This is a genomic window from Tsukamurella sp. TY48 (assembly GCF_019656655.1).
GTDB classification, from domain to species: domain Bacteria; phylum Actinomycetota; class Actinomycetes; order Mycobacteriales; family Mycobacteriaceae; genus Tsukamurella; species Tsukamurella strandjordii.
Map to the genome: position 1 here is coordinate 1,528,679 of NZ_BPMV01000001.1, position 24,891 is coordinate 1,553,569.

At 69.9% G+C, this 24,891-nt stretch carries 21 protein-coding genes; 12 read left to right on the plus strand and 9 right to left on the minus strand.

The genetic code is table 11. From position 1 onward, the window contains the following. Nucleotides 1–62: 62 nt before the first annotated feature. The 5 genes from TTY48_RS07515 (at nucleotide 63) to TTY48_RS07535 (ending at nucleotide 5,153) form a co-directional block, all read left to right on the plus strand. The gene (locus TTY48_RS07515; RefSeq protein ID WP_255585570.1) at nucleotides 63–722 is read left to right on the plus strand and encodes a TetR family transcriptional regulator; all 660 of its coding nucleotides are present in this window, start codon (nucleotides 63–65) and stop codon (nucleotides 720–722) included. Between the two features lie 53 nt (nucleotides 723–775). Then, nucleotides 776–1,162, plus strand: a complete 387-nt coding sequence (locus TTY48_RS07520; protein WP_220656903.1) for a ribonuclease domain-containing protein — start codon at nucleotides 776–778, stop codon at nucleotides 1,160–1,162. A 1-nt stretch (nucleotide 1,163) separates the two neighbouring features. After that, nucleotides 1,164–1,442: a barstar family protein gene (locus tag TTY48_RS07525; protein ID WP_220656904.1), complete on the plus strand. Its 279-nt coding sequence runs from the start codon at nucleotides 1,164–1,166 to the stop codon at nucleotides 1,440–1,442. 81 nt (nucleotides 1,443–1,523) lie between these two features. Beyond that, nucleotides 1,524–2,963: an aspartate ammonia-lyase gene (locus TTY48_RS07530; protein ID WP_220656905.1), complete on the plus strand. Its 1,440-nt coding sequence runs from the start codon at nucleotides 1,524–1,526 to the stop codon at nucleotides 2,961–2,963. A gap of 84 nt (nucleotides 2,964–3,047) precedes the next feature. Next, nucleotides 3,048–5,153, plus strand: coding sequence for a copper-translocating P-type ATPase (locus tag TTY48_RS07535; RefSeq protein WP_220656906.1), 2,106 nt, complete (start codon nucleotides 3,048–3,050; stop codon nucleotides 5,151–5,153). Here the strand turns inward: TTY48_RS07535 and TTY48_RS07540 are convergent. Both TTY48_RS07540 and macS read right to left on the minus strand, forming a co-directional pair. Continuing rightward, nucleotides 5,150–5,818, minus strand: a complete 669-nt coding sequence (locus tag TTY48_RS07540) for a response regulator transcription factor (protein ID WP_255585571.1) — start codon at nucleotides 5,816–5,818, stop codon at nucleotides 5,150–5,152. The genes TTY48_RS07535 and TTY48_RS07540 overlap by 4 nt on opposite strands. Then, a complete protein-coding gene (gene macS, locus TTY48_RS07545) occupies nucleotides 5,791–6,993 on the minus strand; it encodes a MacS family sensor histidine kinase (protein WP_220656907.1) in 1,203 nt (400 codons plus the stop codon). The genes TTY48_RS07540 and macS overlap by 28 nt, the downstream gene beginning before the upstream one ends. Nucleotides 6,994–7,090: 97 nt before the next feature. Here macS and TTY48_RS07550 point away from each other — a divergent pair, with 97 nt between their 5' ends. Further along, complete coding sequence (locus TTY48_RS07550) at nucleotides 7,091–8,341, plus strand: YbhN family protein (RefSeq protein ID WP_255585572.1); 1,251 nt, start codon at nucleotides 7,091–7,093, stop codon at nucleotides 8,339–8,341. A gap of 252 nt (nucleotides 8,342–8,593) precedes the next feature. Further along, entirely contained in the window at nucleotides 8,594–9,007 is a 414-nt protein-coding gene (locus TTY48_RS07555; protein WP_220656908.1) for a DUF3054 domain-containing protein, read from the plus strand. 4 nt (nucleotides 9,008–9,011) lie between these two features. On the opposite strand, the gene TTY48_RS07560 is transcribed toward TTY48_RS07555, so the two are convergent. After that, entirely contained in the window at nucleotides 9,012–10,622 is a 1,611-nt protein-coding gene (locus tag TTY48_RS07560) for an NTF2-like N-terminal transpeptidase domain-containing protein (RefSeq protein WP_220656909.1), read from the minus strand. Between the two features lie 93 nt (nucleotides 10,623–10,715). Here TTY48_RS07560 and TTY48_RS07565 point away from each other — a divergent pair, with 93 nt between their 5' ends. Continuing rightward, nucleotides 10,716–11,441, plus strand: a complete 726-nt coding sequence (locus tag TTY48_RS07565; protein WP_220656910.1) for a pirin family protein — start codon at nucleotides 10,716–10,718, stop codon at nucleotides 11,439–11,441. A 28-nt stretch (nucleotides 11,442–11,469) separates the two neighbouring features. On the opposite strand, the gene TTY48_RS07570 is transcribed toward TTY48_RS07565, so the two are convergent. Then, nucleotides 11,470–13,533 carry a CocE/NonD family hydrolase gene (locus TTY48_RS07570; RefSeq protein ID WP_220656911.1) on the minus strand — a complete coding sequence of 688 codons (2,064 nt, stop codon included), beginning with the start codon at nucleotides 13,531–13,533 and terminating at the stop codon, nucleotides 11,470–11,472. A gap of 142 nt (nucleotides 13,534–13,675) precedes the next feature. Here TTY48_RS07570 and TTY48_RS07575 point away from each other — a divergent pair, with 142 nt between their 5' ends. Then, nucleotides 13,676–15,694, plus strand: coding sequence for a M13 family metallopeptidase (locus TTY48_RS07575; RefSeq protein ID WP_220656912.1), 2,019 nt, complete (start codon nucleotides 13,676–13,678; stop codon nucleotides 15,692–15,694). A gap of 121 nt (nucleotides 15,695–15,815) precedes the next feature. Further along, nucleotides 15,816–16,580 (plus strand): GAF and ANTAR domain-containing protein, encoded by a 765-nt coding sequence (locus tag TTY48_RS07580; protein ID WP_308443056.1) that lies wholly within the window; start codon nucleotides 15,816–15,818, stop codon nucleotides 16,578–16,580. On the opposite strand, the gene TTY48_RS07585 is transcribed toward TTY48_RS07580, so the two are convergent. Genes TTY48_RS07585 through TTY48_RS07600 form a run of 4 tightly spaced genes read right to left on the minus strand, consistent with a single transcriptional unit; the run spans nucleotide 16,577 to nucleotide 20,821 of the window. Next, complete coding sequence (locus TTY48_RS07585) at nucleotides 16,577–17,677, minus strand: aminopeptidase (RefSeq protein ID WP_220656914.1); 1,101 nt, start codon at nucleotides 17,675–17,677, stop codon at nucleotides 16,577–16,579. The genes TTY48_RS07580 and TTY48_RS07585 overlap by 4 nt on opposite strands. Then, nucleotides 17,667–19,181: an FGGY-family carbohydrate kinase gene (locus tag TTY48_RS07590; protein ID WP_220656915.1), complete on the minus strand. Its 1,515-nt coding sequence runs from the start codon at nucleotides 19,179–19,181 to the stop codon at nucleotides 17,667–17,669. Before TTY48_RS07590 ends, TTY48_RS07585 begins: the two co-directional genes overlap by 11 nt. A gap of 22 nt (nucleotides 19,182–19,203) precedes the next feature. Further along, entirely contained in the window at nucleotides 19,204–20,025 is an 822-nt protein-coding gene (locus tag TTY48_RS07595; protein ID WP_220656916.1) for a BtpA/SgcQ family protein, read from the minus strand. A 46-nt stretch (nucleotides 20,026–20,071) separates the two neighbouring features. Next, the gene (locus tag TTY48_RS07600; protein ID WP_220658500.1) at nucleotides 20,072–20,821 is read right to left on the minus strand and encodes a DeoR/GlpR family DNA-binding transcription regulator; all 750 of its coding nucleotides are present in this window, start codon (nucleotides 20,819–20,821) and stop codon (nucleotides 20,072–20,074) included. A 202-nt stretch (nucleotides 20,822–21,023) separates the two neighbouring features. Here TTY48_RS07600 and TTY48_RS07605 point away from each other — a divergent pair, with 202 nt between their 5' ends. Then, complete coding sequence (locus tag TTY48_RS07605; RefSeq protein ID WP_220656917.1) at nucleotides 21,024–22,295, plus strand: MFS transporter; 1,272 nt, start codon at nucleotides 21,024–21,026, stop codon at nucleotides 22,293–22,295. After that, entirely contained in the window at nucleotides 22,279–23,697 is a 1,419-nt protein-coding gene (locus tag TTY48_RS07610; protein ID WP_220656918.1) for a carboxylesterase/lipase family protein, read from the plus strand. Before TTY48_RS07605 ends, TTY48_RS07610 begins: the two co-directional genes overlap by 17 nt. Before the next feature lie 78 nt (nucleotides 23,698–23,775). Here the strand turns inward: TTY48_RS07610 and TTY48_RS07615 are convergent, their stop codons facing one another. Continuing rightward, a complete protein-coding gene (locus tag TTY48_RS07615) occupies nucleotides 23,776–24,435 on the minus strand; it encodes a hypothetical protein (protein WP_220656919.1) in 660 nt (219 codons plus the stop codon). Between the last annotated feature and the right edge of the window lie 456 nt (nucleotides 24,436–24,891).

A 24,891-nucleotide genomic window follows, 5' to 3' on the forward strand; every position in this document is an offset into this window, starting at 1 on the left:
CAAGGAGTTGATCGGTGACCTCCGCCACAGCGGTTTCGGCGCACACGGATACACTGAAACCCATGCCCCGTCCGCCTACCCGTGCCGTCGAACGGCACACCCCGGGTCCGACGCGGGCCGAGGCCAAGGAGCGCACCCGTCAGGCCCTGTTGGACGAGGCATTGGCGCTCGCCGGTGAACGGGCGTTCGCCAGCCTCTCGCTGCGCGAGGTGGCCAAGGCCGCCGGCGTGGTGCCCACCGCCTTCTACCGGCATTTCGCCTCGATGGACGACCTCGGGGTCACCCTGGTCGAGGACGCGATGCGGGTGCTGCGCCGCATGCTCCGCGAGGGACGCCGCGAGGGTGTGGCCCCGAGCGGCGAGGAGGCGGTGCGGATCGTCGCCCGTCAGGCCCGCACCAACGACGCCGAGTTCCAGTTCCTGGTGCGCGAGCGGTACGGCGGCTCGCCCGAGCTGCAGCGCGCCATCGACGTGGAGCTGCGCCTGTTCGCCAAGGACCTCACCCACGACCTGTCGCGGATCCCCGCGCTGGCCGAGTGGAGCGTCGAGGACCTCGACATGATCGCCGACCTCTACGTGACCATCATCCTGGGCTTCGTCGCCGAGCTGGTGCGCATCGACCCGCGCAACACGCGCGACGAGAACGAGCTGATCGACCGCACACGGCGCCAACTCACCGTGGTGGCGCTCGGGCTGGGCGCGTACCGGCCGCGCGAGCGGTAGCAGTTCACCCGGTCGCCACGCGACGATTACCTGCGTCCGCTAACTTCCTAGTCATGCGTACCGCAACCCGCACCGCGGGGGTGCTCCTGGTGGCCCTCGGCCTGGGCACGGCCGTGAGCACCGTCCCCTCCGCCTCCGCCGCCCTGCCCACCTGCGCGCTGTCCTCGCTGCCCTCCCAGGCCGCCGACACCGTGGACCTCATCCACCAGGGCGGACCGTTCCCGTACCCGCGCAACGACGGGGTCGTCTTCCAGAACCGCGAGGGGATCCTCCCGGCGAAGGCCTCGGGGTACTACCACGAGTACACCGTGCCCACGCCGGGCTCCTCCACGCGCGGCGCGCGCCGGATCGTGACCGGCGGAACGCCGCTGACCTCGCCCCCGAACTGGTACTACACCGGCGACCACTACTCCTCCTTCTGCATCGTGACGGGAGTCTGACGTGAGCACGACCTACACCGTGGACGGGCGCCGCGTCACCGACCGCGACAGCTTCTACTCCGAACTCGGCCGGGCGGTGAACGGGCCGGGCGGCTACTTCGGCGGCAACCTCGACGCCCTGGTCGACTGCCTGCGCGGAGGCTTCGGCACGCCCGAGGACGAGCCCTTCGGCTTCCGGATCACGCACGTCGACGATGTGCGCGCCGCGCTCGGCCCGAAGCTCTACAACGAGGTGGTCGACGTCTTCGCCACCTCGGGCGTTCCGCTGAAGACCAGCTGACCCGGCGACGAATCGGGCTGCCACCCGGCGACTTCCCGCATCCGCGCCGCCGCCGCCCGACGGTGCCGGACAATCGCTGGCATGACCGAAACCACTCGCAGCGAGCACGATCTGCTCGGCGACATCGACGTTCCCGCTGACGCCTACTACGGCGCGCACACCGCGCGCGCCCTGCTGAACTTCCCGATCACGGGGATCCCGATCGCCACGCACACGCACCTGGTGAACGCCCTCGCCTGTGTGAAACAGGCTGCGGCGGAGGCGAATCGTCAGCTCGGCGTGCTGTCCGATGAGCGGACCGAGGCGATCGCCGCGGCGTGCGAGCGCATCCGCGGCGGTGCGCTGCACGAGTGGTTCGTGGTGGACACCATCGCCGGCGGCGCCGGCACCTCGACCAACATGAACGCCAACGAGGTGATCGCCAACGCCGCGCTGGAACACCTCGGGCGGCCCCGCGGCGATTACGCCACGGTGCATCCGCTCGACCACGTGAATCTGGGGCAGAGCACCAACGACGTGTATCCCACCGCGATCAAGATCGCGCTGATCACCCAGCTGCGCGAACTGCAGGAGGCGCTGACCGGGCTGCGGGCCGAGTTCGCCGCGAAATCGGAGGAGTTCGCGGGCATCGTCAAGATGGGCCGCACGCAGTTGCAGGACGCCGTTCCGATGACGCTGGGCCAGGAGTTCGGCGCCTTCGCCACCACGCTCGGTGAGGACATCGTGCGGTTGCAGGAGGCCACGCGGCTGCTGCACGAGCTCAACATCGGCGGCACGGCGATCGGCACCGCCCTCAATTCGCATCCCGGCTACCGCGCCAAGGTGATCGAGCGGCTGCGCGAGATCACCGGCATCTACGAGCTGATCGGGGCCACGGATCTCATCGAGGCCACCGCCGATGTGGGCGTCTTCGTGCAACTGTCCGGGGTGCTCAAGCGGATCGCCGTGAAGCTGTCGAAGACCTGCAACGATCTGCGGCTGCTGTCCTCGGGGCCGCGCGCGGGGCTCAACGAGATCCACCTGCCCGCGGTGCAGGCCGGATCGTCGATCATGCCCGGCAAGGTGAACCCGGTGATCCCGGAGGTGGTGAATCAGATCGCCTACGAGGTGATCGGGCACGACGTGACCATCACGATGGCGGCGGAGGGAGGGCAGTTGCAGCTCAACGCCTTCGAGCCGATCATCGCCCGCTCGCTGGTCGAGTCGATCAGTCACCTCACCCGCGGCGCGCGGGTGCTCGGAGAGCGCTGCGTGGCCGGGATCACCGCGAACACCGCGCGGCTGGAGCAGTCGGTGGCGGAGTCGATCGGTGTGGTCACAGCGCTGAGCCCCAGCATCGGCTACGCGGCGGCCACCTCGGTGGCGGCGCAGGCGCTGGAGGAGGGGCGCGGCGTGGTCGAGATCGTGCGCGAGCGCGGCCTACTGGACGAGGCGACGTTGGAATCGCTGCTGAGCCCCGAGTACCTCACCGGCCATCCGCCGCACGCGCTGCAGCCGCACTCCCCCGAGGCTCGGGATTGACCCTTGTCAGATACCCCTAGGGGGTATATGTTCGGTCGTATGGACCACAGCAGGATGAATCACGGAACGATGGACCGTGCGGCGATGGATCACGGGAATCACGCGGATCACACCGCGATGGATCACGCCGCCACCGACCACGCCGGTCATGCCGGCGCGGATCACGGTCCGGGCGGCCACGGCGGCGAGCACGGAGGCGGGCACGGCGGCCACAGCGGGCACGGCGATCACGTGGCGCAGTTCCGGCGCCTGTTCTGGATCATGCTGGTACTCGCCGTGCCGGTGGTCGGACTGTCCGACATGTTCGCGATGATCCTCGGCTACACGCTGCCGGATGTGCCGGGCCGCGAGTGGGTCTCGCCGATCCTCGGCACCGTGATGTACGTCTGGGGCGGGCGGCCCTTCCTCACCGGGGCGGTCTCCGAGATCAAGGCCCGCCGGCCCGGGATGATGCTGCTGATCGGCCTGGCGATCACCGTGGCCTTCGTGGCCTCGTGGGGCGCCAGCCTGGGCCTGCTGCACCACCAGCTCGACTTCTGGTGGGAACTGGCGCTGCTCATCGTGATCATGCTGCTGGGCCACTGGATCGAGATGCGCTCGCTGGCCCAGACCACCTCGGCCCTCGACTCCCTGGCGGCCCTGCTGCCCGACGAGGCCGAACGCGTCGAGGACGGCGGGATCGTCACCGTGGCACCGTCGGAGCTGCGGGTGGGCGACGTGGTGGTGGTGCGCCCCGGCGGCAGTGTGCCCGCCGACGGCGAGGTGGTCGAGGGCCGCGCCGCGATGGACGAGTCGATGATCACCGGCGAATCGCAGACGGTGGATCGCGCCGTGGGCGATACGGTCACGGCCGGCACCGTGGCCACGGACTCCGGGCTGCGCGTACGGGTCACCGCCACCGGCGACGACACCGCGCTCGCGGGCATCGGGCGGCTGGTGGAGCAGGCGCAGAACTCCACCTCGCGGGCGCAGGCCCTCGCCGACCGGGCCGCCGGCTGGCTGTTCTGGTACGCGCTGGGCGCGGGCGCGCTCACGGCGGCGGTGTGGACCATCCTGGGCGAACCCGATCAGGCGGTGATCCGCACCATCACCGTGCTGGTGATCGCGTGCCCCCACGCGCTCGGCCTGGCGATCCCGCTCGTGGTGTCGATCGCCACCGAGCGGGCCGCGAAAGCCGGTGTGCTGATCAAGGACCGGATGGCGCTCGAGACCATGCGCACCGTGGACACGGTGCTCTTCGACAAGACCGGTACCCTCACCCGCGGCGAGCCCGTGGTGACCGAGATCGAGGGCGGCGACGAGGTGCTCGCACTGGCCGCGGCCGCGGAGGCCGATAGCGAGCACCCGCTCGCCAAGGCGATCGTGCGCGCCGCCCAGGACCGCGGGCTCGCCGTCCCCGCCGCCACCGGCTTCACCAGTTCGCCCGCGGTGGGCGTCACCGCGACCGTCGCCGGGTCGACGATCCGCGTCGGCGGGCCGCACCTGCTGGCGGAGGAGGGCGCGCAGGAGCTCGCCGTGGCGGATACCTGGCGCGAGCGGGGCGCGATCATCCTGCACGTGCTGCGCGACGGTGCCGTGATCGGCGCCCTGGCCCTGGCCGACGAGGTGCGCCCCGAATCGCGTGAGGCCGTCGACGCCCTGCACGCCTTGGGCATTGAGGTGGTGATGATCACCGGCGACGCCGAGGCGGTCGCGAACGCGGTGGCCCGCGATCTCGGCATCGACCGGGTCTACGCGGGCGTGCGGCCCGAGGACAAGGCCGCGAGGGTGGCCGAGCTGCAGGGTGAGACCCGCATCGTCGCCATGGTGGGCGACGGCGTGAACGACGCCCCCGCGCTGGCGCAGGCGAACGTGGGCCTGGCGATCGGCGCGGGCACGGATGTGGCGATCGCCTCCGCCGGGGTGATCCTGGCCGGCGACGATCCGCGGTCGGTGCTGTCGGTGATCGAACTGTCCAAGGCCTCGTACCGCAAGATGAAGCAGAACCTCTGGTGGGCTGCGGGATACAACCTGATCTCGGTGCCGCTGGCCGCGGGCGTGCTGGCCCCGATCGGGTTCATCCTGCCGATGTCGGTGGGCGCGATCCTGATGTCGCTGTCCACCGTGGTGGTGGCGCTCAACGCGCAGCTGCTGCGCCGGCTGGACCTGCGGCCGGAGACCGTGACCCGGAAGGTGCTGCAGCGCAGCTAGTCCAGGCCGTTCTCCAGGGCGTACCGCGCGAGCTCCACTCGGTTCCCGAGTTGGAGCTTGCGCAGTGTCGCCTGCACGTGATTCTCCACGGTGCGATGGCTCAGATGCAGGCGGCTGGCGATCTGCTTGGCCGACAGCCCCTTCGCCACCAGTCGCAGCACCTCCGTCTCCCGCGGCGTGAGCTGCGGACCGGCCGGTTCCGGTTCGGCGGCCATCCGCCGGAACTCGCCGAGCACGAGGCCCGCGAGACCGGGCGTGAACACCGGCTGGTGCGCCGCGGTCGCCCGGACCGCGGCCACCAGCTCCTCGGCGGAGGCACTTTTGACGAGATAGCCGGAGGCACCGGCCTTCACGGCCTCCACCACGTCCTCCCGCTCATCGGACGCCGAGAGGATGAGGACGGCGGCCCTCGGCGCGTGCTGCAGCACCAGCGCGGTTCCCGCGGCGCCGTCACCGTCGGGCAGCGACATGTCCATCAGCACCACGGTGGGCTGCACGGCACCGGCGATCCGCCCCGCGGCCGCCACCGAATCGGCCGTGCCGGCCACGGTGAAGCCGCGCGCCTCCAGGTCGCGGGCCACGGCGTCGCGCCACATCGGGTGATCGTCGACCACCAGCACGCGGATCGCCGCATCGTCTAGTTCCGAGGAATCCACAGTTCCCACTCCACCCCTTCTCCGATGTCGGTGGTGAGTTCGGCGCGGCCGCCCAACTCGCGCATCCGCCCCACGATCGACTCCGACACGCCCAGTCTGCCCTCCGCGCGGGCCTCGTCGAGCCGTCCGGGCGCGATTCCCGCACCGTCGTCCCGCACGGTGACCAGCACCGCCTCCCCCACGTCCTCCACCAGCAGGTAGGCCTTCACCCCCGGGCCCGCGTGCCGGGCCGTGTTGTCGAGCGCATTGCGCACCGCGGCCGCGACCTCCGCAGCCGCACCGGCCGGCAGCGTCACGGGCCCACCGGGTTCGGCCAGGGTCACCGGGCTCTCCGCGGCCGTGGCCAGCGGACGCAGCAGCTCGCGCAGGTCGACGGTGCCGACCTCCTCGTCGGGCCCGCCCCCGTCCGGGCCCTCCGCGATCAGCCGGCGCAGGGCCCGTTCCTGCTGCGCCGCGAGCTCACCGAGCGCCGTCGCCTGCCCGCCGAGCTCGGCGCACCGTCGGGCCAGGAAGGCGAGGGCCTGCAACACCCCGTCGTGCACCTCGCGGGCCAGCCGCTCCCGGGCCCGCGCCTCCGCTGCCACCCGTTCCGCCGCCCGCAACTGCTCCCGCGACTGCGTGGCCACCCGCGCCGCCACCCCGAGCCCCAGCCCCACCGACATCAGCACCGGGTAATTGGCGTCCCGCAGCGTGCCCTCGGGGAAGACGCCGCGGTAGATCGCGTTGACCGCGGCGATCGCGATGCCGCCGATCAACCCCGCGACGGGACCGCCGAGGATCGCGGCCGAGACCACCGGGTTGGTCAGCCACAGCGTGGTCGGCAGCGCCTGGTTGTACTGGGTGAATCCGGGCGAGGCCACCAGCCAGGTGCACAGGGTGAGCGTCGCAGCGACCACGAACTCCCCGCCCACGAACCATCGGGTACGCCCGAATCCCCGCACGTAGGCGACACCGGCCAGCACGCTGGAGGCCACCACCAGCCCCATCAGCACCCAGCTCCAGCCGATCCGCTCGTACCGGCCGGCCTCGTCGATGTGGCGTCCCACTGCGTAGATCACCGAGATGGCGCGGAAGTACTGCGCACCGCGCCACAGCGGGGCCCGCGGGTCGTCGTCGCTCGGCCGGGGCTGCTGCGCCCGACCCACCGGCACGACGCGCCGCAGCCGGGACACGGTGCCATCCATGTGCCCACGGTATCCGGTGAGTAGGCTGGCGCCGATCGTCCTGGAAAACGCGGGGCGGAGTACGGCGCGCACGCGCACACGAACGGGCAGGACGGTGATGAGCGACCGCGATTCGACCGACCCGGACGAGCCGACGCAGAAGAGCTCCGACGAGGCGACTGCAGACGACGGGGCCACCACCCCGGAGACCAGTGACGGCGACGACGCGAAAACCTCGGTGATCACCCGGGAACGACTGAAGTGGGTGCGCCGGGCCGTCCTGGTCCTGATCGCGGCGATCCTGGCCTTCGAGGCCGTGTACTTCTGGCCCACGGTCTCCAAATCGCTGCGCGAACTGCGCCACATCCAGTGGGAATGGGTGATCGCCTGCGTGATCGCGGTGTGGTTCTCGTTCGACTCGTACGCACAGGTCACCCGGGTGCTGCTGCGCTCCGCGGGGGTCAAGGTCAAGCAGATGCAGGTGCTGGGGCTGCAGTTCGCCTCGAACGCGGTCTCGCAGTCGCTCCCCGGCGGGCAGGTGCTGGCGCCCACCCTGGTGTACCGGCGCACCCGCATGTGGGGTGCCTCGCGGGTGGTCGCGGCCTGGCAGATCGTGATGAGCGGCCTGCTCATGTCGGCCGGTCTCGCCGTTCTGGGCCTGGTGGGCGGCCTGCTCGCGGGCGCCAAGACCAGCCCGTACTCCGTGATCTTCTCGGTGGCCCTGCTCGTGGTCTTCCTCGTGATGATGCAGTACGTGGCCTCGCACCCCGACGGCCTGTACGTGGTGGGCGCCCGGCTCATCCGCTGGGTCAACGACCTGCGGAACAAGCCCGAGGACACGGGGCTCGCGCGGTGGAAGGAGATCCTCGACCAGCTCCAGGCCGTGAAGCTCAGCCGCCGGTACGGCGTGGAGGCCTTCGGCTGGTCGCTGTTCAACTGGGTCGCCGATGTGGCCTGCCTCGCCTTCGCCTGCTACGCCGTGGGCGACGCCCCGGCCCTCGCCGCCCTGGCCGGCGCGTACGCGGCGTCGAAGGTGGTCAACACCATCAGCCCGATCCCGGGCGGCCTCGGGCTCGTCGAGGCGGCCCTGGTCCCGGCTCTGGTGCTGGCGGGGATGCCCGCGAGCCAGGCGCTCACCGCGACCATCCTGTACCGGCTCATCAGCTACCTGCTGGTGGTGGTCATCGGGTGGATCGTGTTCTTCGTCAGCTACCGCGACACCATGGACGTCGACCCCGATGCCGTCGCGGAGCCCGCCGCGGGCGGCGACGAGTCGAAGAGCACCGGCGCCGCGCAGGCCCCGGCCACGCTCGACGACGAGCCGCCCGGCGCAGCTCCCCCACCGCAGACCCCGCCACCTGCGTCTTAAGCGGTCCACAACCGGGCGAGAAGTACTGCCCGGCATCGTCTTCCTCGTGAGCGGGTTACCCGCACGCTCACACCGCGTCCCTGGGGGGAGGGACGAGGGGGGAATCGGGGGGAGAAGGCCCGGCCGGGGCGCGTCTGGGAGGACCGCGTCCCGGCCGAGTGCCGTTCCGAGACGAGCCCGAGAGCATCGTCGAGCGCACCGGCGGGACCTCGCCCGCGAACCGCCGTACGGGAATGATCTACGGTGGAGATCATGCGAATTCCGGTCATCGCCGCAGTCGACGCAGTGCTCGTGGTGCTGTTCGCGACCATCGGACGGTTCAACCACGGCGAGTCGCTCTCGCCCGCCGGCATCGGCGAGACCGCCTGGCCCTTCCTGTTGGCGCTCGCGGTGGGCTGGGCCTTCGCCTACGTGCTCTCCGCGATCCGCGGCCACGAGCCCGGGCAGGCACAGACCTTCGCCCCCGGCCGGGTGTTCCCCGAGGGCGTGATCATCTGGGTGTCCACCGTAGCCGTCGGCATGACCGCCCGCGGCCTGCTCACCAATGACGGCGTGCAGGTCAGCTTCGTGATCGTGGCCGCGATCGTGCTCGCCGTCTTCCTGCTGGGCTGGCGCGCCATCGCCCAGGTGGTGCTGTCGCGTCGCTCCGCCGCGGTCGGCGACTGACGCGCTACTGCTTGAGGTACGAGCCCGCGATCTGCAGCGAACCGCTGCCGGAGCGCTCGCCGGTCACCATCACCGCGAAGGCCTGGTCGCCGCGGTAGCCGATGAACCAGCCGGGGCCCTCGGGACCGTTGGTGCCCACCAGGCCCTTGGCCTTGGTCGCGACCAGATCGCTGCCGTCGCCGGACGGCGACACGGTGGCGTCCATCTTGGCGCGCACCGCCTTGAGGATCTTCTCGTCCACATCACCCATCGGTGCGCTCGGGACCGCGGTCTGCCCCTGCACCACGAAGGGCGCGGTGGTCTTGCCCTTGGCGATCGCGGAGGCGAACACGGCCAGCCCGAAGGGCGTGGCCTTCATGGTGTCGGCGCCCAGTTCGGCGGCCTGCCGGCCCCCGGTGCCGGGCAGTTCGGCGGTCACCGTCGTGACCCCGGGCATCGCGAAATCGGTGCCCAGCCCGAGCGGTGAGAGCAGCTTGGCCTGTTTGCCGGTGTCGTTGCCCGCAGCCGCGTTCACCTCGGAGTACAGCGGCGCGAGCACCGGCCCGGTGGTGGACAGTCCCGTGAGCGCCCAGCTCGGCGAGGTGGTGCTGGCCTGGTTGTTCTGCGCGGCCGCCAGCACGGCGCCGCTGCCGATGGAGATCACCACCATCGCCGCGGGCTGTCCGAGCTGGACCACGGCGTTCTCGGCTGCGAGCTGGACCTTGGGGTCCATCGCCGCCTTCAGGTCCGGTCCGGGCGGGCCCTGGAAGCCGACCACCTGCGTGGGCGGCTTGCCGTCGGTGACCAGTTGCACCGCCCACCCCGCGGTGGCGTCCCGGTTCGCCTGCCAGGAGCCCTTGATCCCGTCGAAGAGCGGCGAGAACAGCTGCCGGTTCGCGATCAGCAGATCGGGGGCCGGTGTGTCGCGCAGTCCGGGAACGGCTTTCAGCTTGTCTTCGAGCACCGCGTAGTCGTCGCCGCGCAGGTCCACGACGGGCACGGGCTTGCCCGGATCGGCCTTCGCCTTGGCGGCGAGGCTCTCCGGGGTCACGAGCGGGGCCACGGGCGCGACGATGTTCGCGACCCGGGTGAGGCTGTCGGTGAGGTTCTTGGTCTGCGCCGGATCGACGGTGAGCTTGTGCACGGTGCCCGCGAACATGAGCTCGGAGTTGTCGCGCGCGGAGACCTTCGGCGGCTTGGCGTCGGTGCGGATCTGCCGGATCGACGTGCCCGGAGCCAGACCGGGGGCCAGCACCGCGGGGTCCCAGGAGATGCGCCAACCGATCGACAGGTTCGACGCACTGCCCTTGGTGGTGTACTCCCAGTCGCGGCCCTTGCCGAAATTCCACTCGGTCTTGAGATCGAAGGTGGCGCTGCCGCCGGAGTAGCGCTGCACGTTCTGCGCCTTCACCGAGACCTTCTCGGGTCGCATGTCCCGCAGGGTGCGGCCGATCACGTCGCTGGCGGCGTCGGGCGAGGAGGTGAAGCCGGCGGCGGCCACGGCGTTGCGCTCACCGATCGCCGCGGCGTAGCCGTCGAGGACCTTCCGGACATCGGCGGTCTGGTCGTCGCCGCAGGCGATGAGCGTGGTCAGCAGCAGGGTGACCAGCGCGGCAGCACCGGTGCCTCGCGCCACGCTCGGTCTCACATCGTCTCCCACCTGCCGCACCACGGCCGTCGCCATTCCTGACGCCGGAGTTTACCCACTTACACGTGGCATCCTTGGGATATGCACCTGCTCGTCCCCGCGGCGGACCGGGCGGCGTCCGAGATGCCCGGAGTTCGATCGCACCATTGCTTCTCGTTCGGCGACCACTACGACCCCGCGAACACCCATCACGGCGTGCTGCTGGCCTGCAACGCCGAGAAGGTCTCGGCGGGCCGCGGATTCGACACGCATCCGCACCGCGCGGTGGAGATCGTCACCTGGGTGCTCGGCGGCGCCCTGGTCCACCAGGACAGCGAGGGCCACGCGGGAATCGTGTACCCCGGCCTCGCGCAGCGGATGAGCGCGGGCACCGGGATCCTGCATTCCGAGCGCAACGACCGCCCGGAGCCCGCCGGTGCGGACGTCCGGTTCGTCCAGATGTGGCTGCTGCCCGACGAGGCGGGCGCGGCACCGTCGTACGAGCAGCGCGAGGTGGGCGACGAGCTGGCGGCGGGCGCTCTGGTGACCGTGGCCTCGGGTGATCCGGCGCGCGATGCGGCGATCCGGATCGGTAGCCGGGGAGCCACGCTGCACGCGGCCCGCCTGCGTCCGGGTGCCGTCGTCGACCTCCCGGACGCGCCCTTCGGGCACCTCTACCTCGCCGCGGGGTCCGCCGTCGCCGACGGCACGGGGCCGCTGTCCGACGGTGACTCGCTGCGCACCGTCGACGACGGTGCGCGGGTGACCGCCGGGGCCGAGGGCGCGGAGCTCCTGTACTGGGAGATGCACGCGCGCCTCGGCGGCTGATCGACCTCCCGGCCGGGGCGGTCCCCGGCTAGGGCAGCGGCCGGTCCGAGGGGACCACCAGGTAACTCGGCTGCTTCGGGTCGATCAGCACGTGCTGGGGCCGCAGCTGCGTCTCCGCGGTCACGGGGCCCACGGTCATCGCCTTGATCAGGTTGAGCGCGAAGACGTCCACGCGCAGCCGGTGGCCGGGCTTGAGCACCGCGCTCACCGCGTGCGTGCCGATGTCGAGCGGCACCACCTGTCCCGGCTTGACCAGCTCGCGGTCGTCGATGTTGAGCTGGTAGTAGGGCGAGGCGAGATCGCCGTTCGCGGTGCGGATGCTGCGCGATTCGTCGATCTGCCGCAGCGACGTGGTGAGCTGGCCCGAGCTGATCTTCTCCGATCGGCCGTCGGGCGAGACATCGGTGACGATCACGCTCCAGTAGGCGTCACGTGCGTCCTGGGTGGTGTTGAGCCGCAGGTTGATCGGCCCCGATATCACAGTGGGTTTGTCCACCGGTTTGGACGAGAAGGTGAGCGCGTTCATCTCGGCGACCCGGGTGTCCTTGGTGCATCCGGTGAGCACCAGCAGGCCGAACATGGCCTGCCCGGTGTCGTTGGAGCACAGCGTCGACAGGCCTGGGCCCACGGTGCGCCGCGCCGCGATCTTCGGCGGAGCGGTCTGCAGGCTGTTGTCGCTGAGCGATCCCGGCGCCGACCCCGAGGGCAGGCTGGACAGGTACATGCGCTGGTACTTCTGCGCGGGCTCGGGGAAGGTGTCGCCCTGCCACCAGCCGCCGCCCATCCGGTGCACGGTGACCGGCGAGTAGTTGTCGATGCCGTTGTCGATGTCCTTGAGCCACTTGTCGAACCACGCCTTCTGCAGCACGTCGGCGCGCGTCGGCTGGTTCACCCCGCCCATGTCGTTGGTCACGGTGACGTGCGCGGCATCGCCCATGATCAGTTTCTTCTTGCTGGTGGGCAGCGCGCTCAAATCCTTGGGCAGGCGCCATTCGGTGTTGGTGAACAGGTCGTTCCAGGCGCCCAGCGCGAAGGTCGGGGTGGTCACCTTGTCGAGCGGCGTGCGATAGGCGGCGCGCAGGGGCGAGTTCTTGTCGATCAGCTGCTTGGTGGTGGGGGTCAGTCCCTCCACCGTGGGCGAGAAGACGCCGGACAGCAGCTCGGGAACGAAGACGGCCGGATTCTGCAGCCGGTCCTGCAGCCACTTCCAGTCGAAGGTGCCGTTGAGTAGCGACCGCAGATCGGGGATGAACTTGAGCACGTTCACGATGGCCAGCCAGGGGCCGAGGAAGCCCACGCCGAGGCCGCCGCCGGGCGCCACGATGTCGGCGGCGATATCGGCACCCGGCACCACGGGGAACAGCGCCTGCAGGCCCTCCGGGTTCTTCGACGCCACCTGCAACTGGTTGATCGCGGAGTACGAGACGCCCGACATGCCCATGCGGCCGTTGGTCCAGCTCTGCTTGCGCACCCAGTCGAGCACCTCGACGGTGTCCTTCTGCTCGCGACTACCGAAGACGTCCCACTTCCCCTGCGAGTTGCCGGTGCCGCGCACGTCCACCACCACCTGGGTGTAGCCGCTCTGCACCAGCTTCTGGTCCACGGTGAAGGTGTTGAGCATGCCGCCGTTGAGCACGTTGCGCAGGTCGTCGACGCCGCCGATGGGGGTGCCCGAGAAGTTGAGCATGTTCAGCACGCCGACGAGCGCCGGGTAGAGCACCGGCACGTTGGTCATCACCGTGGCGACGGTGCTGACGAACTTCGTGTACGGCGTCATGTTCACGATCGCCGGGGTCTTGGTGTCGATCGGCTTCCCCGCGGCGTCCGCGGGGCGGAAGATGTTGGCCCGCAGCACCGTGCCGTCGGACATCCGGATCGGCACGTCCCATTCCGTGGCCATCCGCGGGTACTGGCTGGGGCCGTCGTGCGAGGCGATCCACTCGGGGTTGATCATCCCGGCCACGCCGGGTCCGGGCTTCCAGGGTTCGGCGGCGGCGGGTGCCGCCGCGATCGGGATCGCGCCGCCTGCGATCACGATGATCGCAGCGGTCAGGAGGGCGGTCGCGGCCCGGCTCAGTCGGGTCAGCCTCATCTGTTCTCCCCGGTCGTCACGAACCCACGTTGCGGATTCCGGTATCGATGAGCACCGTAACCGAGACTCCCGTCACACGAGAATGTTCGCTAGCTTTCCATCTCACACACTGAGATCGCCGAACAACTGGCAGGATGGGCGAGTGACCAGCGACAGCGCACTCGACCTCAGTTTCGTCGACTCCGACATCCGCGTCCAGGACGATCTGTTCGGGCACGTCAACGGAAAGTGGCTGGACAGCCACGAGATCCCGGCGGACCGCTCCACCGACGGCGCCTTCTACGCACTGCGCGATGCGGCGGAGTTGCACGTGAAGGAGATCGTCGAGGCGGCCGCGTCCGATGCAGCGGCCTCGGGCGATGCCGCCAAGATCGGCGACCTGTACGCCAGCTTCATGGACACCGCCGCGATCGAGGCCGCGGGCGTCACGCCGGTGGCCGACGAGATCGCCGAGATCCGCTGGGCCGACTCCCCCGCCGATCTGGTGACGGTGCTGGGCCGGTTGCAGCGCACCGGGGTCGGCGGCCTGCTCGGCTACTACGTGGACACCGACGCCAAGCGCTCGGACCGGTACCTGGTGCAGCTCACGCAGAGCGGGCTGTCGCTGCCCGACGAGGCCTACTACCGCGAGGAGCAGTACGCGCCGGTCCGGGAGAAGTTCACCGCGCACGTGGCGGACACCTTCCGGCTCGCGACGCGCCTGTCCCCCGGCGTGCTGGAGGGGATCGTGCCCGCGGGCGAGGAGGATGCGGCTGCCGCCGCCGTCCTCGATCTGGAGACGGCCATCGCGGCCGGACACTGGAACGTGGTGGACCGTCGCGACGCGGACAAGTCGTACAACCTGCGCACCCTGGCCGACCTCGACGCCCAGGCGCCCGGCCTGCACCTGTCCGGCTGGACCGCGGCGCTCACCTCCGCGGACGCCTTCGCCGAGGTCAATGTGCGGCAGCCCTCGTTCGCGACGCACGCCGCCGCGCTGCTCACCGACCGGCCGCTGGCGCAGTGGCGCACCTGGCTCGCGTGGCGGGTGCTGCGGGCCCGCAGCCCGTACCTGTCCGACGAGGTGGTCGCGACCAGCTTCGCGTTCTACGGCACCACGCTGACGGGTGCCACGGAGAACCGGGAGCGGTGGAAGCGCGGCGTCGGCCTCGTCGAGGAGCACCTCGGCTTCGCGGTCGGTGAGCTGTACACCGCGCGGCACTTCCCCGCCGATTCCAAGGCGCGCATGCAGGCCCTCGTCGACGATCTGGTGGAGGCCTACCGCCGGCGGATCACCGACCTGGAGTGGATGACGCCGGCCACCCGGGTGCGGGCGCTGGAGAAGCTGGGCAAGTTCACGCCGAAGATCGGCTACCCCGATTCCGCGCGCGACTACTCGGCGCTGGAGATCCGCCGCGACGACCTGCTGGGCAACGTGCGCCGCGGCAACGCCGCCGAACACGACCGGGAGTTCGCGAAGATCGGCGCCCCCGTCGATCGCGATGAATGGTTCATGACCCCGCAGACGGTGAACGCCTACTACAACCCCGGCATGAACGAGATCTTCTTCCCGGCGGCCATCCTGCAGCCGCCCTTCTTCGCGCCCACGGCCGACGATGCGGTGAACTTCGGCGGGATCGGGGCCGTGATCGGCCACGAGATCGGCCACGGCTTCGATGATCAGGGCGCGAAGTACGACGGTGACGGCAACCTCGAGGACTGGTGGACCGATACCGACCGCGCCGAGTTCGGCGAGCGCACCCGCGCCCTGATCGAGCAGTACGACGCGCTCACCCCGCGGGAGCTGGACGCCGATTCCGAGCACCACGTCAACGGCGGTTTCACCGTCGGCGAGAACATCGGCGACCTGGGCGGCCTCGGCATCGCCCTGGTGGCCTACGGGATCGCGCGGGAGCGGGAGGGCGGCACCGTCGACGATGCGTCCACCGAGGTCGACGGCCTGTCCGGGTTGCAGCGGGTGTTCTACAGCTGGGGCCAGATCTGGCGCGGCAAGAGTCGCCCCGAGGAGGCGATCCGACGGCTGGCCATCGACCCGCATTCGCCTCCGGAGTTCCGGTGCAATGCCATCGCCAGCAACCTGGACGCGTTCTACGCCGCCTTCGGCGTCACGGACGGGGACGCCCTGTTTCTGGCCCCTGAGCGCCGCGTCTCGATATGGTGATTACTGATCGGTAGCGATTCTGTAGCAAACTGCCGATTGAGAGAACAGCCGTCCAGCAGCCGGCGGACTTACCACGTACGTAGTCCCGCACCCCAGATCGAGGTGCGGAGAACGGGTGGCCGTGCCAGCACATAAGCAGTCCACAGAACAACTCCCCTCCGTCCTCGGCACTGTGCACGAGGCGCCGGCGGCGGAGGAGGTTCCGCTCGAGGAGCTGACGCTCAGCGAGCGGATGGGCGAGATCGCCCGGCTCCTGCGCGAGCAATCCTCCGATTCGGAATCACTGCTCACCGCCGTCACGCAGTTCGCGGTCGATCAGGTGCCTGGTGCCTCCTTCGCGAGCATCACGCTGGTCGATCCGAAGGGCGGGATCAGCCATCCCGTGGTGATCGGTGATGCCGCGCAGCGGGTGGCCGATGTGCAGCGCGAGCTGGAGGAGGGGCCCAGTGTGGGCGCCACCTTCGAGTCCACCACGATCCTCGTCGAGGACACCGCCGACGAACCGCGCTGGCCGCGTTTCGCGGAGGCCGCCCGGGCCGCGGGTGTGGGCTCGATCCTCTCGTTCTGCCTCTACGTGCAGAACGACGCCTACGGCACGCTCGATCTGATGGCCCGCGAGGCGAACGCCTTCGACGCCGAATCGCAGTCGATCGGATCCCTGTTCGCGGTGCACGCCGCGGTCGCCTTCTCGGCGGTCCGGGAGAAGGAACAGATCCGCGCCGCGCTCACCACGCGCGATGTGATCGGGCAGGCCAAGGGCATGATCATGGAGCGCTACAAGCTCGACTCCGACGGTGCCTTCCGGCTGCTGGCGCGCCTGTCCCAGGACAGCAACATCCGGCTGGCCGAGGTGGCCGAGCAGGTGATCGAGGCCGGTCCGGACTAGAAGCCGATGAGCTCGCCGTCGACGATCACGGGCCGGCCGTCGATGGCGAGCGTTCCCGCTCCGCCGGGCGCACCCGGGCGCAGGTCCTTGACGATGTCCCAGTGCAGCGAGGAATCGTTGGTGCCCTTGCATTCCGCGTAGGCACGGCCGAGGGCGATGTGCACGGTGCCCAGGATCTTCTCGTCGAGGAACAGGTCGCCGGTCCAGGTCTGGACCACGGAGCTGGTGCCGATTCCCAGCTCGCCGACCCGGGCCGACCCCGCGTCGGTGGCGATGAGCGCGCGTGCCACGTCCGCGCCTCGGACGGCGTCGACCGCGGTCACCAGGCCGTCGGTGAATTCCAGCCGGAGGTCCTCGAAGGCGTGGCCCGCGAAGACGAAGGTGCCGGGGAAGGTGATGTGGCCGTTCACGCCGTCGTCGAGCGGCGCGGTGGCCACCTCGCCGTCGGGCAGGTTGGCCTCGCCGGCGAAGAGCACGCCGAGGCGGCCGGCGACGCGCAGCGTGAGGTGGGTGTCGGGCGAGGTCACGGTGATGGTGTCCGCGGCGGTCACGGCGTCGGCGAGCGGCTGCCAGGTGCGACGGTGCGTGTCCCAGTTCTCGAGTGCGCCGGCGAAGAACTCGTCGAGCAGCGCGGAGAACGGGACATCGATCTGCGCCGCCCATTCCGCGGTGGGGACCCGGACCACGGCCCAGCGGGTCCCGCGCCAGCGCAGCGACGAGACGACACCCTTGGCCGTGCGCTGTGCCGCCAGCTTCGCGGGCAGATCGGGATCGGCGTCGGCATCGGAGTCGGGCCAGAGCATGGCGCGCAGCGAGACGTGCACGGTGGACCACTCCATGGCGGCCACCTCGACCGGGGCCGGTTCGGCGAGCTCGTCGACGGTGCGCGATGCGAGCGCGTCCGCATCGGCGAACTCGGCGGTGTACACGGTCTGGACGGCGGCACCGATGCGGGTGGCAGCGCGGATCAGGGCGTGTGCGGCGGGCGCGGCGCTGACGTCGTTGACGAAGATGCTGACCCGCGATTGCGGGGCGATCTCCAGGCGGCTCGCGATGTGGTCGGCGAGACGTGCCCACCGCGGATCGTTACTGGTCATGGTTCCTCACGTGGTCGAGTTCGGCGACGATGTCGCGAGTGGCGCGGTAGAAGGCCCGGTACGCGGCGCTCTGCCGGGCGTAGAGCGGGGCGAGCTCGGTGCGCGGATGCACCTGCTTCTCGACGGTGACCCACTCGTCCAGACGGTCCGGCGTGATGAATCCGGCGGCGCACGCGGCGAGCATCGCATCACCCTGGGCCGCACCGGATCCGCCGACCACCTCCTGGGACCGGCCGCTGATATCGGATACGGCCTGCAACCACACGGCGTTCTTGGTTCCGCCGCCCACGGCCCGGATCCGTTCGGGTGCCAGCGATTCCGCCTCGTACGCGCGGATCGCGGCCACGGCGGACTGCGCGATGCCCTCGAGTACGGCGCGGGCCATATCGCCGCGGTCGTGTTCCAGCGAGAGGCCCAGGAAGCCGCCGCGAGCGCCGGCGTCGAACAGCGGGGTGCGTTCGCCGCTGAGGTGGGGCAGGGCGAGCAGGCCGCGCGCCCCGGGACGGGATCGCGCTGCGAGATCGGCGATCTCGGCGAAGACCTCGTCGGTGCCGCCGCCCTCGGGTGCGAGGAGATCGGCGTACCAGCGGGTGAAGCTGCCCGCCGTCGCGGTACCCGCCGCGGCGATGTAGGTGTCGCGGAAGAGATACGGCGCGGGCCACAACACCTCGGAGGACACCGGCCGGTCGAGCACCTCGATGAGGAAGTGCGAGGAGCCGTACATCAGCATCATGTCGCCGGGCCGGCGGACCCCGGCGCTGAGCGCCTCCACGGCGGCGTCGGGCGCTCCGACCAGGACCGGCGTGCCCGCGCAGAGGCCGGTTGCGGCGGCGGCGCTCTCGGTGATCGCACCGACCACGTCCGACGACCACCCGAGGTCGGGTAGCTGTTCGCGACGCGGCGCGCCGGGAACACCGTCGAGATTCCACTCGTCGGTCCGCCGGTCGTACAGCGGGTGGAAGTAGGCGGCGGTGGCGCGGTCGGTGACCCAGCGCCCGGTCAGGCGCCCGGTGACGAAGGTCTGGCAGGTCACGAACAGGTGGGCGGCGGAGAAGATCTCCGGCTCGTTGTCGTGCAACCAGGCGACCTTCGGTCCCGCGGACTGAGAGGTGAGCGCGGTGCCGGAACGCGCCATGATCTCGTCGGCGCCGAGCGCCCGGGTCTGCTCGTCGATCTGGCTACCGGCGCGGGTGTCCACGCCGTAGAGGATCGCCGGCCGCAACGGATCTCCTGCGGCGTCGACGGGCAGCACGCAGGGGCCGATGCCGCTGCAGGCCACCGCCGCGATCTCCGCCGGTGCGATACCGCTCTCGGCGAGCAGCCGGGCGGTGACCTCCACGAATCCGTTCCACCACACGGCTTCCGGATCGTGCTCGACGTAGCCCGGCCGGGGCACCGTGACGCGGTGCGGCCGGCGGGCCTTCGCGGCGACGGTGCCGTCGCCGCGCAGCAGCACGCCCTTCGTCTCGTAGGTGCCGATGTCGACACCGAGCACGACTGTCATGGGCTCAGCGTTCCGCGGGGGCTCAGAGGGTGGCGCGGAAGTCGCGGACGGCGCCCATGAGCTCCTGCACGCGAGCCAGGTCGGCGCGGTTCTCGAAGACCCCGCCCTCCTTGAAGGCGGTGCCCACCACGGCACCGTCGGCGATCGCGAGCTGCTCGCCCGCGTTCGAGGCGCGCACCCCGGTGTTCACGAAGACCGGCACGGAACCGGCTGCGTCCTTGACGATCCGGAGCGACTGGGTATCGGTGGGGGCACCGGCCGTGAGCCCGGAGACGCACAGCGCATCGGGCTTGGTGGCGAAGACGGTGGTCTCGGCGATGGACTTGAGGCTGCGGTCGGCGAGGTACTGCGCCGACTCCGGCACGATGTTGAACAGCAGCTTGACGTCCTGGCCGCCGATCCGGTGCCGGTAGCGGGCCACCTCGCCCACGTTCGTGTTCCACAGTCCGAAGTCGCTGGCGTAGACGCCGGTGAAGATCTCGCGAACCCACTTCGCCCCGGTGGCCACGGCGAGGTCGATCGAGGCGCGGCCGTCCCAGAGCACGTTGACGCCGTAGGGCACGGACATCTGCGGGAGCAGCTCGGCGATGATCCGCGCCATGGTGATGGCGGTGATCGGCTCGGTCTTGGTGAGGTACGGGAGGCTGAACTCGTTGGAGATCATCACACCGTCCACCCCGCCTGTCTGCAGGGCGTCCAGCTCGGCCTTGGCGCGGTCGACGATCGCGCCGATCCCGGCGGCGGTGTCGTAGCCCGGATCGCCCGGAAGGGCCGAGAGGTGAAGCATGGCGATGACCGGCTTCTTCGTGCTGAAGACATCGTCGAGCCAGGTGGTGGTGGTCATGATGACCGTCTCCTATTCTGCGCACACAGTCGGTACGCCTTGGGGATCAGAGGTTTTCGTGGTCCGCGCACACGGTGCGCACTCCGGCCGCGCGAACGGTCCGGACCACATCGGATTCGGGATCGGCATCGGTGACGAGCAGATCCGCCGCGTCGAGCGGTGCCACCTGAGCGAGGTGGGCTCGACCGAGCTTGGTGCGGTCGGCCACCACGATGAGGCGGTCGGCCGCCTCGATGGCGGCGCGCTTCACCGCGGTCTCCTCGCGGTGGTAGTCGCTGTACCCGCGGGTGGGATGCACGCCGGAGACGCCCATCACGTAGGTATCGCAGTTGTACCGGCGCAGCGCCGAGACCGCGTCGTCACCGATCAGGCTGAGCTCGCCGGGACGGATGGTGCCGCCCGTGAGGATGACGGTGGTGCCGGGCTCGTCGGAGAGTTCGACCGCCACCTGCACGCTGGGCGTGACCACGGTGAGCTCCAGCCGCCGGCCGCGAACGGCGCGGGCCACGGCGAGCGCAGTGCTCCCGCTGTCGAGGATCACGGTCTCGCGGGTGTGCAGCAACGCCGCCACCGCATCGCCGATGGCCTGCTTGCCGGACGACGAAGCGCCCATGCGGGTCTCGAACGAGGGCTCGACGAACTTGCCGGTGGCGATCGCCCCACCCATCACCTTGCGGACGAGCCCCTCGGCTTCGAGCACGTCGACATCGCGCCGGGCCGTCATCTCGGAGATCTGGAAGCGCGCGGCGAGCGAGGCGAAGTCGACCTCGCCCACATCCTGGACGAGGTCGCGCATCAGGCGTCGTCGCTCGGTGACGTCGGTTGCCACGGCTACCTCCTCGGGGATCCGGTGTGGAACTTGTGTGACTTTATCACATCGTGGTGACCGACGTCACGAGAAATTTCCCAGCGATCTCACAAAGGTATTGCGATCCAGGTCACATTCACCTACCGTCTGGTGTGATTTAACATCACTAGAACGATCCCTCGGAGGCATCATGACCCCACCACCAACCCTGGAGAGCTCCGGACCCGCCGGCCTGCTCGCCCGTATCGGCATCCCGCCGAGCATCGCGTGGGGATTCGCCGGCGTCTTCCTGTTCATGATCGGCGTGGGTCTTGAGATCAGCTGGCTCAGTCCGTATCTCACGGACCAGGGCATCGGCGTGAGCGTGGTCGCGTCGATCTTCTCCGTGTACGGCGTGAGCGTGTCGATCTCGTCGTGGGTCTCGGGAGTGGTCTTCGAGATCGTCGGCGCCAAGCGCACCATGCTGCTCGCCTTCGTCCTCTTCGCCGCAGGAACCGCGCTCTTCGTGGGCGTGGGCATCGGCCAGAACGCCGTGTGGGCGCTGTTCGCGGGCTACGCGATCAAGGGTTTCAGCTACCCGCTCTTCTCCTACTCCTTCCTGGTGTGGATCGCCTATCGCGCAGTGCCCCACCGGTTGAGCACCGCCTACGGCTGGTTCTGGGTCGCCTTCTCCGGCGGTATGAGCGTGGTGGGCGCCTACGGCTCGGGCCTGCTGATCGACGCCGTGGGGCCGGTACCGGTGCTCTGGTCGACGGTGCTGTTCGCCGCCCTCGGCACGGCCGCGATCGTCTTTCTCAACCGCGACGACATCAAGCCCGGCGACGCCCCCGCGGCTGAACGTTGGCGCGAGCTGTTCTCGCTGGTCACCATCCTGCGCGATGAGCCCCGGCTGTGGCTCGTGATCGGCATCCGCATCGTCAACACCCTGCCCTTGTTCGCGATGCCGGTGTTCATGCCCCTGTATCTGGAGGACTACGGCTTCACCACCGCCGAATGGCTCGCGGTGTGGGGCACCACCTGGCTCGCCAACATCGCCTTCAACCTGGTGTTCGGCTATCTCGGCGATCAGCTCGGCTGGAAGCGGGTCATCTCCTACGTCGGCGGTGTGGGTTGCGCCCTGTCGACGCTCGCCTTCTTCTACGCCCCGCAGGTCTTCGGCCACAACTTCGCAGCGCTGATGATCGCGGGCCTGTGTCTGGGCGCCTGCGTGGCCGGCTACATCCCACTGGACGCGATCGTGGCGAACTTCGTGGAGAACAACAAGGGCGCGGCGATCTCCGTGATGAACTTCGGTGCCGGACTGTCCACCCTGGTCGGCCCGCTGATCGTGGCGATCTTCGCCGAGCCCTTCGGATACACCGCGGTGGCGTGGGTGCTTGCCGGACTGTACATCTCGGTGGCAGCCGTGGTCTGGTACCTGGTGCCGCGCGGTGCGCGGGAACCCGATGCCGTCGAGGCCTGATACCGCCGGTCCGGCCGTCGTCGAGTGCGACGCCGGCCGGATCACCGGAACCGCGTCGGCGGGTGTCCGCAGGTTCCTCGGCATCCCCTACGCGCTCCCCCCGGTGGGGGCCCGTCGATTCGGGCTGCCCGAGCCCGCCCCGGCGGCGGAGGTGGCGGCGGACGCGTTCGGCCCCACCTCGCCCGCCGCGATGGTGCTACCGGAGCCGTTCACCTATCCCGAGATCCCCGGCGACGACTGGCTGACCCTCAACATCTGGGCGCCCGCCACACCCGGGACCGGCCTGCCCGTCCTGGTCTGGATCCACGGCGGATCCTTCGCCATGGGCAGCACGGCCCAGACGATCTTCGACGGGACCTCCTTCGCCCGGGACGGCGTGGTCTTCGTCTCGGTGAACCACCGGATCGGCGTCGAGGGCTTCGCGCACCTGCCGGATGCTCCCGACAACCGGGGCCTGCGCGATCAGATCTGCGCCCTGGAATGGGTGCAGCGCAATATCGCCGCGTTCGGCGGAGATCCGGCGCGGGTCACCCTCGCCGGTGAATCGGCCGGGGCCATGAGCGCCTCGGCGCTCGCCGTCACACCCCACGCCGGTTCCCTGTTCGCCCGGGCGATCTGCCAATCCGGCATCGCACCGGCGTATCCCGCGGACGTCGCCGCACGACCTGCCCTGATCGCCGCCGAGCGGCTCGGCTGCTCGCCCACCGCCGCGGACCTGCGGCGGATCGATCCCCGCGAGGTGGCCGCCGCGGTCGCGGCGGTGGTCGCCGGGATGCCACCGCATCGTCAGGCCACGCTGTTCGTTCCCGCGCTCGGCGACCTCCTCCCCGAGCGGCCGGACCGCGTCCTGGCCCGGGATCGCGCAGCGATACCGATGATCATCGGCCACAACGCCGCCGAGGCCGATCTATGGTGCACACCGGGGGTCTTCCCGCCGGACCAATCAGAGGAGGCGACCGCTGCCGGAATCGCGGAAGAACTCGGCATCCTCGGCGCCACAACGGAAATCGTCGACGCCTATCGCGGAAGCTCCGGTCAGCCCTTCGTGGACCTCGTCTCCGACGGGCTGTTCGCGGCGCCCAGCCTGCGGGCACAGCGAGGACAGGGCGAGAACTGCTACGCCTATCTGTTCAGCTGGCCTTCGCCGCTGCTGAGCCGCACGGCCTTCCACGCGCTCGACCTCGGCTTCGCGCTCGGGAATCTCAACGATCCCGCGTTCCGGCTGCACGCGGGCACCGCGCCGCCCACGGATCTGCGCGATGCCATGCACGGCGCGTGGGTGGCATTTTGCCGCGACGGTTCTCCGGCATCGCACTGGATGCCGTATCGCGACGAGCGTGATCTCCATGTGTTCGGGCCGCGCGCCACACGGAACGTCGAGCTCCTCGAAGCCTGGGGCTGAGGAGACGCCGGATCCGTGCCGATACGGCGAAAGCCGGTGATGCGCAGGTCGTGCGCATCACCGGCTCCCGGTCACCACTCAGTCGTCGGACGCACCGGATGCAGCGGCGCCGGCCGACTGCTCCGCCTCGGTCTTCGTCGGGATGGAGTTGAGGCGGTCGATCGTGGACTTGATCGTTCCCACCGCTCCCTCGTTGATGGCGCAATTGCACGACACGGGGGTCTCCGGCTGGGGCTTCGGTTCGGGCTTCGCGGCCGGCTTGATGGCTTCGAGCTTGGAGATCGTGTTCTTGATCGAGTCAGTGGCACCCGGGTTGACGTCACCGCAATCGCACGCCAGCGACGGTGTGGTGGGCTCCGGCTTGGTGACCGGTTTCAGCGCCTCCAGCTTGGCGAGCGCGTCCTTGACCGCCTGCGCAGCGCCGGGAGCACTCGGATCACACTTGCACTCCAACGCCACCGGATCAGTCTTCGTCGCCTGCTTCAGCGCCTCCAGCTTGGCGAGCGCGTCCTTGACCGCCTGCGCCGAACCCGGAGCACTCGGATCACACTTGCACTCCAATGCCACCGGATCGGTCTGAGCTGCGGCCGCGGGTGCCGGTGCAGCGGGCGCCGGTGCGGCGACGGGTGCGACCGTCGTCGTGCTCGTCTCCGCGGCGGCCGGCCCGGCACTGAGCCCGAGCCCCATCACCACGAAGGTTGCGGCGATGATCGATGTGCCGATCCTCTTTCGCCCCATGTTCATCTGGTCTTCTCCATCTCTGTGCGCATCCCTCGGATCTCGAGTCACCGTCGTCCCGCCGCGGGTTGTGGCGTATGTCGCTGGTGCAGATGCAAACGGCACAGTAGCGGGTACTTGAGTTTTTCCGCTACACAACAGCGACAATCAATACTGCGCACGAATGCGTACCATTCTTAACTACAGAATTGTCTCGAAATCGAGAGGCATCGTCGCAGGTAGAACGGTTGAAAAAGTTGTTCGTGCGGCTGGCTATGCATGAGCTATTGCCCAACTAATTGTTATTTGCAATCACGCATTACGGACGTATGACAACAGTTGTTGTTGGAAGCGTACTATTCGCGGATTCGAGGAATTGATTTCGGAGCGCACTGCGCCGCGGCCACTCGCACGCCGACGCCGGGCATCGCAGAGGCCGACCCGTTCCAACGGCGACACCGAAGAGCAATGAAATCT

Coding starts and splice junctions, on each gene's coding strand:
- TTY48_RS07515 (WP_255585570.1), top strand. CDS start 63: ATGCCCCGTCCGCCTACCCGTGCCGTCGAACGGCACACCCCGGGTCCG.
- TTY48_RS07520 (WP_220656903.1), top strand. CDS start 776: ATGCGTACCGCAACCCGCACCGCGGGGGTGCTCCTGGTGGCCCTCGGC.
- TTY48_RS07530 (WP_220656905.1), top strand. CDS start 1,524: ATGACCGAAACCACTCGCAGCGAGCACGATCTGCTCGGCGACATCGAC.
- TTY48_RS07535 (WP_220656906.1), top strand. CDS start 3,048: ATGGATCACGGGAATCACGCGGATCACACCGCGATGGATCACGCCGCC.
- macS (WP_220656907.1), bottom strand. CDS start 6,993: ATGGATGGCACCGTGTCCCGGCTGCGGCGCGTCGTGCCGGTGGGTCGG.
- TTY48_RS07550 (WP_255585572.1), top strand. CDS start 7,091: ATGAGCGACCGCGATTCGACCGACCCGGACGAGCCGACGCAGAAGAGC.
- TTY48_RS07555 (WP_220656908.1), top strand. CDS start 8,594: ATGCGAATTCCGGTCATCGCCGCAGTCGACGCAGTGCTCGTGGTGCTG.
- TTY48_RS07565 (WP_220656910.1), top strand. CDS start 10,716: ATGCACCTGCTCGTCCCCGCGGCGGACCGGGCGGCGTCCGAGATGCCC.
- TTY48_RS07570 (WP_220656911.1), bottom strand. CDS start 13,533: ATGAGGCTGACCCGACTGAGCCGGGCCGCGACCGCCCTCCTGACCGCT.
- TTY48_RS07585 (WP_220656914.1), bottom strand. CDS start 17,677: ATGACCAGTAACGATCCGCGGTGGGCACGTCTCGCCGACCACATCGCG.
- TTY48_RS07590 (WP_220656915.1), bottom strand. CDS start 19,181: ATGACAGTCGTGCTCGGTGTCGACATCGGCACCTACGAGACGAAGGGC.
- TTY48_RS07595 (WP_220656916.1), bottom strand. CDS start 20,025: ATGACCACCACCACCTGGCTCGACGATGTCTTCAGCACGAAGAAGCCG.
- TTY48_RS07600 (WP_220658500.1), bottom strand. CDS start 20,821: ATGCGCGACCTCGTCCAGGATGTGGGCGAGGTCGACTTCGCCTCGCTC.
- TTY48_RS07605 (WP_220656917.1), top strand. CDS start 21,024: ATGACCCCACCACCAACCCTGGAGAGCTCCGGACCCGCCGGCCTGCTC.
- TTY48_RS07610 (WP_220656918.1), top strand. CDS start 22,279: ATGCCGTCGAGGCCTGATACCGCCGGTCCGGCCGTCGTCGAGTGCGAC.
- TTY48_RS07615 (WP_220656919.1), bottom strand. CDS start 24,435: ATGGGGCGAAAGAGGATCGGCACATCGATCATCGCCGCAACCTTCGTG.